The 15,197-nt window shown below is 44.9% G+C and carries 10 protein-coding genes, 5 tRNA genes and 1 rRNA gene; 7 read left to right on the top strand and 9 right to left on the bottom strand.

What is annotated here, in order from left to right; genetic code table 11:
- Positions 1-82 precede the first annotated feature (82 nt).
- Complete coding sequence (locus KJB35_RS12715; RefSeq protein ID WP_005379108.1) at positions 83-1,798, bottom strand: ABC transporter ATP-binding protein; 1,716 nt, start codon at positions 1,796-1,798, stop codon at positions 83-85.
- 661 nt (positions 1,799-2,459) lie between these two features.
- On the opposite strand from KJB35_RS12715, the gene KJB35_RS12710 reads away from it, so the two are divergent.
- Positions 2,460-3,185 carry an HAD family hydrolase gene (locus tag KJB35_RS12710; protein ID WP_033907401.1) on the top strand — a complete coding sequence of 242 codons (726 nt, stop codon included), beginning with the start codon at positions 2,460-2,462 and terminating at the stop codon, positions 3,183-3,185.
- A 195-nt stretch (positions 3,186-3,380) separates the two neighbouring features.
- Here the strand turns inward: KJB35_RS12710 and KJB35_RS12705 are convergent.
- The 5 genes from KJB35_RS12705 to KJB35_RS12685 form a co-directional block, all read right to left on the bottom strand.
- A tRNA-Pro gene (locus KJB35_RS12705) sits at positions 3,381-3,457 on the bottom strand.
- Positions 3,458-3,521: 64 nt separating this feature from the next.
- A tRNA-His gene (locus tag KJB35_RS12700) sits at positions 3,522-3,597 on the bottom strand.
- 48 nt (positions 3,598-3,645) lie between these two features.
- Positions 3,646-3,722, bottom strand: a tRNA-Pro gene (locus KJB35_RS12695).
- 69 nt (positions 3,723-3,791) lie between these two features.
- A tRNA-His gene (locus KJB35_RS12690) sits at positions 3,792-3,867 on the bottom strand.
- 33 nt (positions 3,868-3,900) lie between these two features.
- Positions 3,901-3,977: transfer RNA gene (locus KJB35_RS12685), tRNA-Arg, on the bottom strand.
- A 335-nt stretch (positions 3,978-4,312) separates the two neighbouring features.
- On the opposite strand from KJB35_RS12685, the gene KJB35_RS12680 reads away from it, so the two are divergent.
- Positions 4,313-4,726: a cytochrome c5 family protein gene (locus tag KJB35_RS12680; protein WP_005384252.1), complete on the top strand. Its 414-nt coding sequence runs from the start codon at positions 4,313-4,315 to the stop codon at positions 4,724-4,726.
- Positions 4,727-4,799: 73 nt separating this feature from the next.
- On the opposite strand, the gene rep is transcribed toward KJB35_RS12680, so the two are convergent.
- Entirely contained in the window at positions 4,800-6,815 is a 2,016-nt protein-coding gene (gene rep / locus KJB35_RS12675) for a DNA helicase Rep (RefSeq protein WP_005379104.1), read from the bottom strand.
- A gap of 170 nt (positions 6,816-6,985) precedes the next feature.
- Here rep and KJB35_RS12670 point away from each other — a divergent pair, with 170 nt between their 5' ends.
- The 4 genes from KJB35_RS12670 (at position 6,986) to KJB35_RS12655 (ending at position 12,207) form a co-directional block, all read left to right on the top strand.
- Entirely contained in the window at positions 6,986-7,567 is a 582-nt protein-coding gene (locus KJB35_RS12670) for a TetR/AcrR family transcriptional regulator (RefSeq protein WP_005384254.1), read from the top strand.
- A gap of 18 nt (positions 7,568-7,585) precedes the next feature.
- Positions 7,586-8,689, top strand: coding sequence for an efflux RND transporter periplasmic adaptor subunit (locus KJB35_RS12665; RefSeq protein ID WP_042523871.1), 1,104 nt, complete (start codon positions 7,586-7,588; stop codon positions 8,687-8,689).
- A 12-nt stretch (positions 8,690-8,701) separates the two neighbouring features.
- Positions 8,702-11,824: a multidrug efflux RND transporter permease subunit VmeD gene (gene vmeD / locus KJB35_RS12660; protein ID WP_033907400.1), complete on the top strand. Its 3,123-nt coding sequence runs from the start codon at positions 8,702-8,704 to the stop codon at positions 11,822-11,824.
- Between the two features lie 131 nt (positions 11,825-11,955).
- Positions 11,956-12,207 (top strand): accessory factor UbiK family protein, encoded by a 252-nt coding sequence (locus KJB35_RS12655; protein WP_005379099.1) that lies wholly within the window; start codon positions 11,956-11,958, stop codon positions 12,205-12,207.
- A 278-nt stretch (positions 12,208-12,485) separates the two neighbouring features.
- Here KJB35_RS12655 and ilvC read toward each other — a convergent pair whose 3' ends face one another.
- Positions 12,486-13,970 carry a ketol-acid reductoisomerase gene (gene ilvC / locus KJB35_RS12650; RefSeq protein ID WP_005379098.1) on the bottom strand — a complete coding sequence of 495 codons (1,485 nt, stop codon included), beginning with the start codon at positions 13,968-13,970 and terminating at the stop codon, positions 12,486-12,488.
- Positions 13,971-14,113: 143 nt separating this feature from the next.
- Between ilvC and ilvY the strand changes: the two genes are divergently transcribed.
- Positions 14,114-15,004 (top strand): HTH-type transcriptional activator IlvY, encoded by an 891-nt coding sequence (ilvY, locus tag KJB35_RS12645; RefSeq protein WP_005379097.1) that lies wholly within the window; start codon positions 14,114-14,116, stop codon positions 15,002-15,004.
- A 91-nt stretch (positions 15,005-15,095) separates the two neighbouring features.
- Here the strand turns inward: ilvY and rrf are convergent.
- Positions 15,096-15,197: ribosomal RNA gene (rrf, locus tag KJB35_RS12640) — 5S ribosomal RNA — on the bottom strand; the annotation flags it as partial.

The following is a 15,197-nucleotide window of genomic DNA, read 5'->3' as shown; positions in this document are numbered from 1 at the left end:
CCTTCATGCGGGGATACGGATCCCTTGTTGTTGTGTTTGCGTCTTTGTTATGACTAAAGGTTAGCCAAGCGAATTGCTTGGTTTATGCCGTTTCGATCTCTTCTCGCAAGCCAGTAAACTCCGGCATCAGAGAAATCAATTTTTTGCTGTATTCGTGTTGAGGTGCCGTGAATAACTGTTCTGTTGGTGCCACTTCTAAAAGTGTACCCATTTGCATCACACCTACTCGGTCACACATCTGACGAATAACAGGTAAATCGTGGCTGATAAACAACATAGTCAAGTTCAGCTCACTTTGCAGATCTTTCAGCAAGTTTAGAATTTGTGCCTGTACCGATACGTCCAGTGCTGAGGTCGGTTCATCACAAATCAAAAGTCGAGGACGAGTCGCCAACGCACGCGCAATAGAAATACGCTGACGCTGACCACCGGAGAATTCATGAGGGTACTTAAGCCCAGCCATTCGACCCAAACCAACATGATCCAATAGGTCATTCACGATTTGGCGAGTTTCCGACTCGTTTTTCGTCAATTTATGGAAACGGATTGGCTCAGCAATAATATCGAATACCTTCATACGAGGGTTCATTGAAGTATATGGGTTTTGGAACACCATCTGCATTTGACGACGCATCGGGCGGCGCTCTTTCTCAGAGGTTAAAGCGGTCAGGTCAATGCCCTCGAATTTCACCTGACCAGAGTTAGGTTGGTATAAACCAGCAATCACACGTGCAATGGTCGATTTACCTGAACCAGACTCGCCCACCAAACCAAAGGTTTCGCCTTCGTGCACTTCAAAGCTCACATTATTAGATGCTTGCACGTATTCTCGGCGGCTCTCGAACAAAGAGTCTTTGGTCACAAAGCGAAGATTGACGTTCTTCACGTCCAAAAGCGGGCCAGTGTACTCACGCTCATCTTGGCTTTGTCCTAACCAGTGGTTCTTGATATCGAGTGGCTCCATTTCCGCCGCTTCTTCGATATAGCTTACTAACGGGAAACGATCTAGCTTTCTGTCTGAACGTGGTACCGCTGAAATTAGACTGCGAGTATAAGAATGATCAGGATCGCCCAATACTTTGGCTGTTGGTCCAAACTCCACCAAGTCACCACGATACATTACCGCCACGCGATCGGTGACGTTGGAGACGACACCCATATCGTGAGTAACCAACATACAGCCGACATTGTTCTTGATACACAGCTCGCGGATCAAGTTGAGGATTTGGTCTTGGATAGAAACGTCTAACGCCGTAGTTGGTTCGTCCGCAATGATGAGATCAGGCTCACCAGCCAAAGCAATGGCAATGACAACACGCTGACGCATACCACCAGAGAATTGGTGCGGGTACTGCTTTAAGCGGTTTTCTGGTTGAGGAATACCAACCTGCTGCATAAGAGAAAGCGCGCGCTGATACGCCTCTTCATCAGAGACCTTCATGTTAGCGTGGATCGTCTCTTTCAGCTGTTGCTCAACAGTAAAAAGTGGATTGAGCGAGGTCATCGGATCTTGGAAAATAAAACCTATTTTCGAGCCGCGAACCTTACGCATCGCTTCTGGTGATAGGCCAGAAATTTTTTCTCCATCCAAGAATACATCACCGCTAGCAACGCGACCTGGAGGGCTAAGCAAATCAATAACGGCGTTACCAACGGTGGATTTACCCGCACCTGATTCGCCAACAACACCCACGATTTCACCACGTTCAATATGAAAAGAAAGTGACTTCACGGCAGCGTGAACGCCGTGTCGGGATGGGTATTCAATACGAAGGTTTTTCACTTCTAATAGTGACATTTCAGACCTCTACTGCCTTGTCTGTGGTATCGAATCATGCCAAAGGCACCATTCATCACCTGAATGAATCCGTTCAAATTCAGAATAATACTCTGAAATCTTAATGCGGAAATAATTTGGCAAAAATCACACAAAAAAGCAACAATTAAAGTATATTCCGCCGAAAAAACATTAAATAAACGCACAATTAGCGAATAAAAATGCATTAACAAGTATTTAACCATTTTCATATCACACTATTTTTGTGCGTCATGCACCAATAAAACTAGAAAAATGCTCTAAAAGTAAACATGAGCTAAACAAGATCATTAACCATATTATTCATGTGCATTTATTAACATTTAACAAACAATATCATATGCAAAAAGTGTTTTTTCAACATAAAAAACTATTAATAAAATAGTCGGCAAATACAAAAAGCCAAACTTAGGAAGAGAAAGGATCGGTCAAAACGTGAACAAAACAGCAAAACCACACAAATCCTGCTCCAACGCAGATTATGCGCCACTTAAGCGGTTTATTGACTAAGCAAAGGAAAGTACCGCTATCCTCATTCGTACGTCATAAGAAAACTCGCCGATTTTAACCCTTTACGACACAATTGAGAGTGGGATAATAGATGAACAGTGTCAAAGCCAAGCCGTAAATAAAAGGAGCTCCTGTGCTTAAAGCGATTTTTTTTGATATGGACGAGACTTTATGTGCAACGTCACAAGCCGATAAAGTTGCAGGACAAGCGTTTACAACTTGGATTCATAAGACCTACCCACAAGTTACCGAGCCAAAAGCGTTTTTGCAGCGCTACTTGCAGGGTGTATACAAAAAGCTGAATGCTGAGTTCCCTCACCTTGTGGCTCTGCTACCCGATGAAAATGCTTTCCGTTGTGGCCTGATCCAAAACATCTTGGCGGAGCAAGGCGTCAGCATCACTGCAAAAGAGGCTCAACAAGCTCAAGACTACTTTGACTCTGCACGTATGGGCGCGTTCACTTTCTTCCCTGGTGTAAAAGAAATGCTCAGCGACCTTCGTCAACATTACAAACTCGTCGTGATCACTAACGGCCCGATTTTTTCTCAACACCCTAAATTAAACGCGACACAAATGAGCAACTGGGTGGACCATATTATTGTGGGAGGAGAAGAGCCAGAAGAGAAACCTGCTACAAGTATTTTCCAAAAAGCGCTCGACTTGGTCGAAGTAAAACCAGAAGAGGCTCTACACGTGGGCGACTCTTTACCTGCTGACATTGCTGGCGCTAACAATATGGGCATTTTGAGTGTGTGGGTGAATGCGACAGGCGCAAGTAACTCAACGGATATAACGCCAAGTTTTGAAATCCAAAAAACGGTAGAAGTAAAAGAAATCCTTAAAACACTCGCCCAATAAAAGCAGCGGATTAGAAAACTACAACCCCCCAGACACTGCTCTGGGGTTTATTTTGTCAGCTCGAAAAGCATTTAGATCATAGGTGGTCAAAAGCCCCTAGAGCTGTACACTTTTGGGGAAAATTGAAATGGAATGCCGATTCTTTTCAGGAGAGATGTAAAAAAGCCCCAGTCTTTCGACTGAGGCTTTAAATAGTGGTCGGTGAAGAGGGATTCGAACCCCCGACCCTCTGGTCCCAAACCAGATGCGCTACCAAGCTGCGCTATTCACCGAACTGTATTTACTGATTTTCTCAAATCAGACAGGACACTTCAACTAAGAAGTCACCTTAATTAATGGGGTGGCTAACGAGATTCGAACTCGCGACCACCGGAATCACAATCCAGGGCTCTACCAACTGAGCTATAGCCACCATCAATTTTTGCTGTTTACCGCTCTATTAGAGCCATAAACTAAATAGTGGTCGGTGAAGAGGGATTCGAACCCCCGACCCTCTGGTCCCAAACCAGATGCGCTACCAAGCTGCGCTATTCACCGACGATGTTTTATCTTGATTGAATCAAGATTGGGAGCAATGCTACCGCATTCAATCTAAAAAAGAAAGAATGGGGTGGCTAACGAGACTTGAACTCGCGACAACCGGAATCACAATCCGGGGCTCTACCAACTGAGCTATAGCCACCACTGATTTTTACCGATGTATCCTCCGAGGCAATGGTACGCCCGAAAGGATTCGAACCTTCGACCTTTGGCTCCGGAGGCCAACGCTCTATCCAACTGAGCTACGGGCGCATGCCCTATCGGCGGAGTGGAATAATACGGATATCACACTATGCCGTCTAGTACTTTTTTTACTTTTTTTATCGTTTGGTCTCTTTTTCGACAGTTATCTTCCGTTAAAGTGGATTTTTGATGTGATTCACGCCCTGTCATGGATAACTTGTTGTTTATTGCAACAAGTTATCGGGATATAATCACCCATTATTTACATTGATTTAACAGCTGCAACCAAGTTGTCTAATCATTCTATGCCATTCAGTGGAATTTAATGATTTCTCTGCTCGGCATTAATACTCTAACTATATAAATAGGTAAGTCACTTACCTCGGGAATGTGAAGTGGGTTTAATGGATATGTCTCGACAAATGATTAGCGTTTTGTTCGCTGCCTTAACGTTTTCTACGGCAGCTTTAGCTTCTGACATCAGCCAAACTGAATACGATGCGATCGCAGAACGCATCCAACCTGTCGGTGATGTTTATCTAGCGGGTTCTGAGCCAGTGAAAGAAGAACCAACCGGTCCACGTGATGGCGCCACAGTTTATGGTACTTTTTGTATTGCTTGTCACGCATCTGGTGTAAACGGCGCACCTAAAACAGGTAATGCCGATGATTGGGCACCGCGTATTGCACAAGGCAAAGATACGTTAGTGAAGCACGCATTAGAAGGCTTCAATGCGATGCCAGCCAAAGGAACCTGTATGGACTGTTCTGACGATGAAATCATCGCAGCAATTGACCACATGATTGAAGGTCTATAAGTAAAGACATCAACGAAAAAGGCTTGCCAGTTGGCAAGCCTTTTTGTTTTTAGTCAGTGAGAACAAGGTTACTTTACTTCTTAAACATTGCTCGAATATTGGCAATATGTGCTTGACCTTTCGCCATACGCTCTTCTGCTGATACTGGCTTTTTGTTTACTTCCCATTCAACGTCATCAAATGGCAACTCATCCAAAAAGCGGCTTTGAGTCGGTTTGATCAACTCGCCGAACTGCCGACGCTCTTTGCACATAGTGAAAGTCAGTTCACGTTGCGCTCGAGTAATACCAACGTACATCAGGCGACGCTCTTCTTCCACGTTATCTTCATCAATACTGGTTTGGTGCGGTAAAATACCTTCTTCGGACCCAATTAAGTATACATATGGGAACTCAAGGCCTTTTGATGCGTGCAAGGTCATCAGTTGTACTGCATCACTGTCTTCATCTTCTTCACCGCGCTCCATCATGTCACGCAAGGTCAAACGTTGAACGACTTCTTTTAACGTTTTCTCTTCTTGATCGTAGTTGTCACCCTCTAGGTCCGCCACTATCCATGAATAAAGATCAGAAACGTTCTTCATTCGCATTTCAGCGGCTTTCGGACTTGCTGAAGTTTCGTATAGCCAATCTTCATAATGGATATCACGAACTAGCGAACGAACCGCTTCGACGGTATCACCACGCTCAGCTTGATCAGCAATCGCCACTAGCCATTGGGTGAAACGACGCAGGTTTTCTAGGCCACGTCCCGTTAGGTGCTGTTCGAGCCCCATTTCAAAGCTCGACTCAAACAAGCTCTTGCCTCGCATATTGGCATAACTGCCTAATTTCTCTAACGTTACTGGGCCAATTTCACGTCGCGGAGTGTTCACAATGCGCAAAAATGCATTGTCGTCATCCGGATTAACCAAAACGCGCAAATACGCCATGATGTCTTTAATCTCTGCGCGCGCAAAAAACGAGGTGCCGCCAGAAATTTTATACGGTACACGGTTTTGCATCAGAGACTTTTCAATCAAACGTGATTGGTGGTTACCACGATATAGAATCGCATAATCTTTATATTCGGTACGGTTTAGGAACTTATGCGCAATTAGTTCACCCGTTACGCGCTCTGCTTCGTGCTCTTCATTTTTAGCCAACAACACTTTGAGTTTTTCACCGTCAGGAATTTCAGAGAACAGGGACTTCTCATAGACGTGAGGGTTGTTAGCTATCAAAATGTTGGCCGCACGCAGGATTCGACTCGTTGAACGGTAGTTTTGCTCTAGCTTAATCAAACGCAAATTCGGATAATCTTCACCCAGCAACACGAGGTTCTGAGGTTTCGCACCACGCCATGAATAAATAGACTGATCGTCATCCCCTACAACCGTCAATCGTCCACGTTCTCCGACAATTAATTTGACCAGCTCATACTGACTCGTGTTGGTATCTTGATACTCGTCAACCAGTAGGTAACGGATACGATTCTGCCAACGCTGACGAACGTCTTCATGATTACGTAAGAGTAAAACGGGCATCAAAATTAGGTCATCAAAATCAAGCGCGTTATAGGCTTTCATTTGCTTTTGGTACATATCAAAACAGAACGCAAACAATTGTTGCTGTTCACCTTGCGCACGCGCTTTGGCTTGCTCTGGCGTCAACATGTCGTTTTTCCAGTTGGAAATACAACTCAGAAGCTGACGTAGCAGATCTTTATCACCATCAAGCTGCTTTTCAGTAAGCTCTTTGAGCAGCGCTAGCTGGTCTTGGTCATCAAACAGTGAGAAGCCCGCTTTCAACCCTAAATGCTTGTACTCACGCTTGATGATGTTCAATCCTAAAGTGTGGAATGTTGATACCATCAAACCTTTAGACTCACCTTTCCCTAACGTTTGACCTACACGCTCCTTCATTTCACGTGCCGCTTTGTTGGTAAACGTCACCGCCGCAATGTTACGCGCTTTGTAACCACATTGCTGAACCAGATAAGCGATTTTATTGGTAATAACACGAGTTTTGCCCGAGCCAGCACCAGCTAGCACTAGGCATGGACCAGACACGTATTTCACGGCTTCATCTTGACTAGGGTTCAGCTTCATAGAAATTCTCTGCGGGTGATGAATGTGGCGCCTATGATAAAGGGGTGGCCTCGTGAAAGCTATGCTGATTTCTTGTAATTTTTACACCAATTAAGTGCAATATTCTGTTGCATAAATGGCGGGTATTTAAGCTATAATGAATGAACGTTCATTCACTAAAGGGTGACATTATGAAGGATAACCCTGCTGTAGATAAACGAGAACAAATCTTAGTCGCTGCTGAACAACTCATTGCTGAATCTGGCTTTCAAGGGCTTTCCATGCAAAAGCTCGCCAATGAGGCAGGTGTCGCAGCAGGGACGATTTACCGTTATTTCTCAGATAAAGAACATCTTTTAGAGGAACTACGCCTTAACGTTGCTAAGCGTGTGGCTACTGCGGTGCAACTAGGTGTTAGTGAAGAGATGCCTTTAAAACAGCGTTATCGAACCATGTGGCTCAATATTTGGAATCTAGCGAGCTCGAACTTAAGTGCGATCAGCAACCGAGTCCAATATGAATCTTTACCCTGTTCAAATAGTAGCAAAGCTCGGGAACTTGAGAGACAAATGTTTGCCCAAGTAGATCTTCTTTTTAATCAGGGTAAAGACGAGGGAGTATTCAAGCTTCTCGATAACGAAGTACTTTCTGGATTAAGTTTTGAGGCAAGTGTTGCACTTGCTCGGAAACACGCTTTGGGATTTTATCAACTGGATAAGACGGCATTAGAGGCCGCTATTGAAGCCAGTTGGGATGCAATTATTAAACACTAACTTGGAGTTCTTAATAGAATGAAAAAGTGGATTTTGATGCTATCAATTGTTTTATTACTTTTTGGTAGCGTTGTTACATACAGACTAATTGATATCAAAGACAAAATGGAGCAGTTTGCCAATCGCCCTGAACCAGCATTCCCAGTAACCGTAACTGAAGTGCAAGCGGTGGATTGGGTACCAGTCATCGAGGCAATTGGTTTTATCGAGCCAAATCAAGGCGTGACGGTAGCGAACGAAACGAGCGGTGTTATCGATAAAATCGCATTTGATTCCGGTACTCAAGTCAAAGCAGGTCAGCCACTAGTACTGCTTGACTCTGACGTTGAGAAAGCGAATTTAAAGAGCTCGCAAGCCAAGTTGCCAGCAGCAGAAGCGAAATACAAACGCTACCAAGGGCTATTTAAAAAAGGCTCTATTTCTAAAGAAGCGTATGACGAAGCAGAAGCGAACTACTTCTCCTTAAAAGCGGACATTGAAAGCTTGAAAGCGACCATCGACCGACGCGAAATCAAAGCGCCATTTGATGGTGTAGTAGGTATTCGTAACGTGTACCTCGGTCAGTACCTACAAGCGGGTACCGATATTGTTCGCCTGGAAGACACCAGCGTGATGCGTTTACGCTTTACCGTGCCGCAAACCGATATTTCACGTATCAATATCGACCAAGAAGTGGATATCTTCGTGGATGCCTACCCAGAACAGCCTTTCAAAGGTTCAATTTCTGCGATTGAGCCTGCGGTTAACGTACAAAGTGGTTTGATTCAAGTTCAAGCGGATATCCCTAACAGTGACGGCAAACTGCGTAGTGGTATGTTCGCGCGTGCAAACATCATTCTGCCTAAGTTAGAAAATCAGGTCACTCTACCTCAAACCGCGATCACATTTACGCTATATGGCGACAATGTTTACATCGTAACAGAAGAAGATGGCGAAAAACGCGTTAAGCAGCATGTGGTAAAAGTTGGCGAACGCTCTAAAGATATCGCACACATTCTAGAAGGCGTGAAGCCAGGTGATGTGGTAGTGACATCGGGTCAAGTCCGTTTGAGTAACCATGCGAAAGTAAGCATTGTCGAAAGCGATGCAACTACCCCACCTGCTGAAACACCAATGCTTTAAGTTGGAGGCATCATGCGCTTTACAGATGTTTTTATAAAACGTCCAGTTTTAGCGGTATCGATCAGCTTTTTGATTGCATTGCTTGGTTTGCAAGCGGTGTTCAAAATGCAAGTTCGTGAGTACCCTGAAATGACGAATACGGTGGTCACCGTGACCACCAGTTACTACGGTGCAAGTGCCAACTTGATCCAAGGCTTTATTACTCAGCCATTGGAGCAAGCGGTGGCGCAAGCCGATAATATTGATTACATGACTTCGCAATCGGTACTAGGTAAATCAACCATTACTGTCAACATGAAGTTGAATACTGACCCGAATGCAGCATTGGCTGATATCTTAGCGAAAACGAACTCAGTACGTTCTCAGCTTCCAAAAGAAGCCGAAGATCCAACCGTAACCATGTCGACAGGTTCGACAACGGCGGTACTGTACATCGGCTTTACGAGTGACGAGTTATCTTCAAGCCAGATCACTGACTACCTTGAGCGTGTAATCAACCCGCAGTTGTTCACTGTAAACGGTGTATCCAAAGTTGACCTGTATGGTGGTATGAAGTACGCACTGCGCGTATGGCTAGATCCTGCCAAAATGGGCGCTTTGAAGTTGACCGCTACGGATGTGATGAGCGTTCTTAACGCCAACAACTACCAATCTGCAACCGGTCAAGCGACGGGTGAGTTCGTACTTTATAACGGTAGCGCAGATACTCAGGTATCAAACGTTGCTGAACTTGAAGCATTGGTCGTGAAAACTGGTGAAGGGGATGTCATCCGCCTAGGTGATATCGCTAAAGTAACGCTGGAGAAGAGTCACGACGTTTATCGCGCAAGTGCAAACGGTCAAGAAGCCGTGGTTGCGGCGATCAACGCAGCACCAAGCGCTAACCCAATCAACATTGCAGCAGACGTACTTGAACTGTTGCCTCAGCTTGAGCGCAACCTACCAAGTAACATCAAAATGAACGTGATGTACGACTCAACTATCGCCATCAACGAATCGATTCACGAAGTAGTGAAAACGATTCTTGAAGCAGCGGTCATCGTACTTGTGGTTATCACACTGTTCCTAGGTTCATTCCGCGCGGTAATCATTCCTATCGTGACCATTCCACTTTCATTGATTGGTGTGGCAATGGTGATGCAGGCAATGGGTTTCTCTTGGAACTTGATGACGCTACTGGCGATGGTGCTTGCCATCGGTCTGGTGGTGGATGACGCGATCGTTGTACTAGAAAACGTTGACCGTCACATCAAAGAAGGGGAATCGCCATTCCGAGCTGCAATTATTGGTACGCGTGAAATTGCGGTTCCAGTTATCGCGATGACATTGACGCTAGGTGCAGTGTACGCGCCGATCGCATTGATGGGTGGTATCACCGGTTCATTGTTCAAAGAGTTCGCTTTGACACTGGCAGGTTCAGTATTCGTATCCGGCATCATCGCTTTGACACTATCACCAATGATGTGTTCGAAGATGCTGAAGGCGAACGAGAAGCCAAGCAAGTTTGAGCAAAAAGTTCACCATGTACTTGATGGCATGACTAATCGCTACGCAAGCATGTTAAAAGCAATAATGGCTAGCCGACCAGTGGTGATCGTGTTTGCGATAATTGTATTCGCAAGTTTACCAGTCCTATTCAAGTTTATTCCTAGCGAGCTAGCTCCATCTGAAGATAAAGGTGTTGTAGTACTCATAGGGACCGCACCATCAAATTCGAATTTGGACTACATCCAAAACACCATGGATGATGTGAATAAGATTCTCTCTGATCAACCAGAAGTGGAATACGCTCAGGTATTTAACGGTGTACCGGATTCTAATCAAGCGTTTGGTTTAGCTACACTCAAACCATGGGGCGAACGAGAAGCGAGCCAAGCAGAAATCAAACAGCGTGTTGGTGGGCTTGTTTCGAGCATTCCGGGAATGTCTATTGCTGCCTACGAAATGCCGGAGCTACCAGGTGCTGGTTCAGGCCTTCCTGTACAGTTCGTAATTACAACGCCAAACAACTTTGAAAGTTTGTTTACCGTTGCAAATGACATTCTGTCGGAAGTAGCAAGCAGTCCAATGTTTGTCTATTCCGATCTGGATCTGAAATATGATTCTGCAACGATGAAGATCAAGATCGATAAAGACAAAGCAGGTGCCTACGGTGTGACTATGCAAGACATTGGTATCACCCTCAGCACCATGATGGCAGATGGTTATGTAAACCGAATCGACCTGAATGGTCGCTCGTATGAGGTGATTCCTCAAGTTGAGCGTAAATGGCGTCTAAACCCAGAATCGATGAAGAACTACTATGTACGCTCTGTGGATGGTAAAGCGGTTCCATTAGGCAGTCTGATTACCATTGATGTGGTGGCTGAGCCTCGCTCTTTGCCACACTTCAACCAGCTAAACTCAGCAACTGTGGGTGCTGTTACAGGCCCTGGTGTTTCGATGGGGGATGCAGTTAATTGGTTTGAAAATATTGCACAAACCAAACTGCCTGCAGGGTATAACCATGATTACATGGGCGAATCTCGTCAGTTTGTAACGGAAGGTAGTGCCTTGTATGCAACCTTCGGTCTTGCACTTGCGATCATCTTCCTCGTTCTGGCGATTCAATTTGAATCACTCCGCGATCCTATTGTCATCATGGTATCTGTACCTCTGGCAATATGTGGTGCCTTGATCGCATTGGCCTGGGGTACGGCCTCGATGAACATATACTCGCAGGTTGGTTTGATCACGCTGGTCGGCCTAATAACCAAGCACGGTATCTTGATCTGTGAAGTCGCCAAGGAAGAGCAGTTACATAATAAACTGTCTCGTATTGATGCGGTGATGGAAGCTGCGAAAGTGCGTCTTCGCCCTATCCTAATGACCACTGCAGCGATGATCGCAGGTCTGATCCCGCTGATGTACGCAACAGGTGCAGGTGCCGCGCAACGTTTCAGTATCGGTATCGTCATCGTTGCTGGCCTTGCAATCGGTACACTGTTCACACTATTCGTACTACCTGTGATTTACAGCTACCTAGCTGAAAAACACAAACCTCTGCCAGTATTTGTTGAAGACAAAGACTTGGAGAAGTTAGCGCGAGTTGACGAAGCGAAAGCAGCTCATCGTGAATTAGCGGATAACAGATAAGCTATTAAGGCATTCAAAAAGGTCACTTCGGTGGCCTTTTTTATTGCCGCTCTCTTTTTTGCCATCTAAGTGGCGACTTTCACGTATCATTTACTTAAAATGAGGACAAATCAAAAGGAGTTTTAGCCACTATGTTTGACCCAAAGAAATTAGAGCAAATTGCTAAACAGATTCACGACTCAATGCCTCAACCTGTAAAAGAATTGGGCTCTGATGTCGATCAGAAAGTTCGTCAAGTAATCCAAGGCCAGCTAAACAAGCTAGATGTTGTAAGTCGCGAAGAGTTTGATGTTCAAACTCAAGTTTTACTACGTACACGTCAAAAGCTAACAGAAATGGAACAGAAGTTGGCGCAACTTGAAGAAAAGCTTGCTGAAAAATAAGTATCAAAGCGCTCCTCACAAAGGAGCGTTTTTCTTATCGGCGCGCAGATAAATCGGCTAAAAACAAAAAGGCTTGGTCAACGGCGACCAAGCCTTTTGATTAGATGTTGTGTTTTATTTTGTATTTATCACTCCAGTCTGCCTGGAGTTTATCTACTGCGTTACTTGAGACTAAGTAAATTACGCTGTATTAAGGTTTCATTTCTAGGAGAAGGCGCGGACTTTACGATAGTAAACAAGCACCTTCGACACCGAAATGGAGCCTTAAGGCCAGTCATTTAGCCGCCCACCGCGATACGCTTCATATCAGTCATGTAACCACGTAGCTCTTCACCGATGTACTCTACAGGGTGGTTACGGATTGTTTCATTCACAGCGATAAGAGTCGCGTTATCCACTTGGTTAGACGTTTCACCTAAACCTTTACCAATTACGTCAGTATTTACGGCTGGCATAAACTTCTCACGTAGAAGCGGCGTTGCTACGTTAGCGAACAGGTAGTTACCGTATTCCGCAGTGTCTGAGATAACCACGTTCATCTCGTATAAACGCTTACGTGCGATAGTGTTTGCGATAAGTGGCAGCTCGTGTAGAGACTCGTAGTAAGCAGACTCATCGATGATGCCAGATGCCGTCATCGCTTCGAATGCTAGCTCAACACCCGCACGAACCATAGCAACCATCAAGATACCGTTATCGAAGTACTCTTGCTCAGAGATTTCTACGTCAGTTTCTGGGTAGTTTTCGAAAGCAGTTTCACCTGTTTCTGCACGCCAGCCTAGTAGATTTGCATCGTCGTTTGCCCAGTCAGCCATCATAGTGCTAGAGAAGTGACCGGTGATGATGTCATCCATGTGCTTGTTGTATAGCGGACGCATCAGTTCTTTTAGCTCTTCAGAAAGCTCAAATGCTTTCACTTTTGCAGGGTTAGTTAGGCGATCCATCATGTGAGTGATACCACCAAACTTCAGTGCTTCAGTGATGGTTTCCCAACCGTATTGAAGAAGCTTACCAGCGTAGCCAGGATCGATACCATCAGCAATCATCTTCTCGTAACATACGATAGAGCCAGCCTGTAGCATGCCACAAAGGATAGTTTGCTCACCCATTAGGTCAGATTTCACCTCAGCAACAAAAGAAGACTCTAGACAGCCTGCACGGTGACCACCTGTTGCTGCAGCCCAAGCTTTCGCGATATCCCAACCTTCACCTTTTGGGTCGTTCTCTGGGTGAACAGCGATAAGAGTCGGTACACCGAAACCGCGCTTGTATTCTTCACGAACTTCCGTACCTGGACATTTAGGTGCAACCATTACTACCGTTAGGTCTTTACGGATTTGCATGCCTTCTTCAACAACGTTGAAACCGTGAGAGTAACCTAGTGCTGCGCCTTCTTTCATTAACGGCATTACCGTCTCAACAACGTTTGTGTGCTGCTTATCTGGAGTAAGGTTTACTACTAGATCAGCTTGTGGAATTAGCGTTTCGTAGCTACCTACCTCAAAACCGTTGTCTTTTGCGTTTTTGAATGACTGGCGTTGCTCATCAATCGCGGCTTGGCGAAGCGCATAAGCAACGTCTAGACCAGAGTCGCGCATGTTCAGACCTTGGTTAAGACCTTGAGCACCACAACCTACAATGACTACTTTCTTACCTTTCAGATAATCCGCTTCTGAAGCGAACTCACTGCGGTCCATAAAACGACAACGACCTAATTGGTCCAACTGCTCGCGCAAGTTTAGGGTATTGAAATAATTAGCCATCTGGGTGCTCCTTTGAGATTCTTCCATTGAGGTCAGTAATTGCCTTACCGAATAACTTCATACTAAAACAGACATGAGATTGCTTAAAGTGATATATTCACAATTAGTTATTGCAATTTATGCAACATGGAAATGAAAATTTAATGAATATCAAAAGCCTGCAACTTTTCATTCATCTCTGTGAGAGTAAAAGTTTCGCCAAGACCGCAGCGGCAATGCATATTAGCCCTTCAGCCTTAAGCCGACAGATACAAAAATTAGAGGAGGAAACCAGCCAACAATTGTTTTTACGCGACAACCGTAGCGTTGATTTAACTATCCAAGGTAAAAAGCTAGTCCCAGTTGCCTTAAAGATTCTTGGCGAATGGCAGCAGTATCAGAGTCACCTGAAGGGAACCGAGGATGAATTGAAAGGAGAAATCCGTCTCTTTTGTTCTGTTACTGCAAGCTACAGCCATCTTCCGGAGCTAATCTCTGACTTTCGTATTCAGAACCCTTTCATTGAGTTCAAACTATCAACCGGCGATCCAGCTCAAGCGATCGACAAAATACTAGCAGATGAAGCCGATATTGCCATATCAGCCAAGTCAGAACAGATGCCAAATAAAATCGCATTTGAAACGATCAGTGAAATCCCACTTTCTGTCATCGTACCTGTTGGGGTTAGTGCGTTTGCTGAAGAGCTACAAAAAGAAAAACCAGACTGGTCGGTCATTCCATTCATACTCCCAGAAGCAGGAACGGCAAGGGACAGGGCCAATACTTGGCTCAAACAAATGAAAATAAAGCCAAAGATCTACGCACAAACCTCCGGACATGAAGCCATCGTAAGTATGGTTGCATTGGGGTGTGGAGTAGGTATCGCACCTGATGTTGTAATCAACAATAGTCCGGTAAGAGAAAAGATAAATCGTTTAAAAGTCTTACCAATTAAACCTTTTAAACTTGGTGTTTGCTGCAACAAAACTCAGCTGGAGAATCCGCTTGTTAAAGCCTTTTGGAAGGTTGCAGAGAGCAAGTATATCGCACCTTAGATGAACACTTTTTAGGTATAAAGTGGGCTAATTTTAAAACGCTATAGATGCAAAAAAGCCCGCTCGAAAGAGCGGGCTTCTTAAATTTAAAGCCTGGCGATGTCCTACTCTCACATGGGGAAGCCCCACACTACCATCGGCGCTATTTCGTTTCACTTCTGAGTTCGGCATGGAATCAGGTGGGTCCAAAACG

The organism is Vibrio sp. D431a, assembly GCF_030248655.1.
Lineage (GTDB): Bacteria > Pseudomonadota > Gammaproteobacteria > Enterobacterales > Vibrionaceae > Vibrio > Vibrio alginolyticus.
The sequence above is the reverse complement of the archived record's forward strand: the minus strand, read 5'-3'. Positions and strand labels throughout refer to the sequence as shown.

What these genes read in the sequence shown, in the direction of transcription:
- KJB35_RS12715 (WP_005379108.1), bottom strand. Translation starts at nt 1,798, where the DNA reads ATGTCACTATTAGAAGTGAAAAACCTTCGTATTGAATACCCATCCCGA.
- KJB35_RS12680 (WP_005384252.1), top strand. Translation starts at nt 4,313, where the DNA reads ATGGATATGTCTCGACAAATGATTAGCGTTTTGTTCGCTGCCTTAACG.
- rep (WP_005379104.1), bottom strand. Translation starts at nt 6,815, where the DNA reads ATGAAGCTGAACCCTAGTCAAGATGAAGCCGTGAAATACGTGTCTGGT.
- KJB35_RS12670 (WP_005384254.1), top strand. Translation starts at nt 6,986, where the DNA reads ATGAAGGATAACCCTGCTGTAGATAAACGAGAACAAATCTTAGTCGCT.
- KJB35_RS12665 (WP_042523871.1), top strand. Translation starts at nt 7,586, where the DNA reads ATGAAAAAGTGGATTTTGATGCTATCAATTGTTTTATTACTTTTTGGT.
- vmeD (WP_033907400.1), top strand. Translation starts at nt 8,702, where the DNA reads ATGCGCTTTACAGATGTTTTTATAAAACGTCCAGTTTTAGCGGTATCG.
- KJB35_RS12655 (WP_005379099.1), top strand. Translation starts at nt 11,956, where the DNA reads ATGTTTGACCCAAAGAAATTAGAGCAAATTGCTAAACAGATTCACGAC.
- ilvC (WP_005379098.1), bottom strand. Translation starts at nt 13,970, where the DNA reads ATGGCTAATTATTTCAATACCCTAAACTTGCGCGAGCAGTTGGACCAA.
- ilvY (WP_005379097.1), top strand. Translation starts at nt 14,114, where the DNA reads ATGAATATCAAAAGCCTGCAACTTTTCATTCATCTCTGTGAGAGTAAA.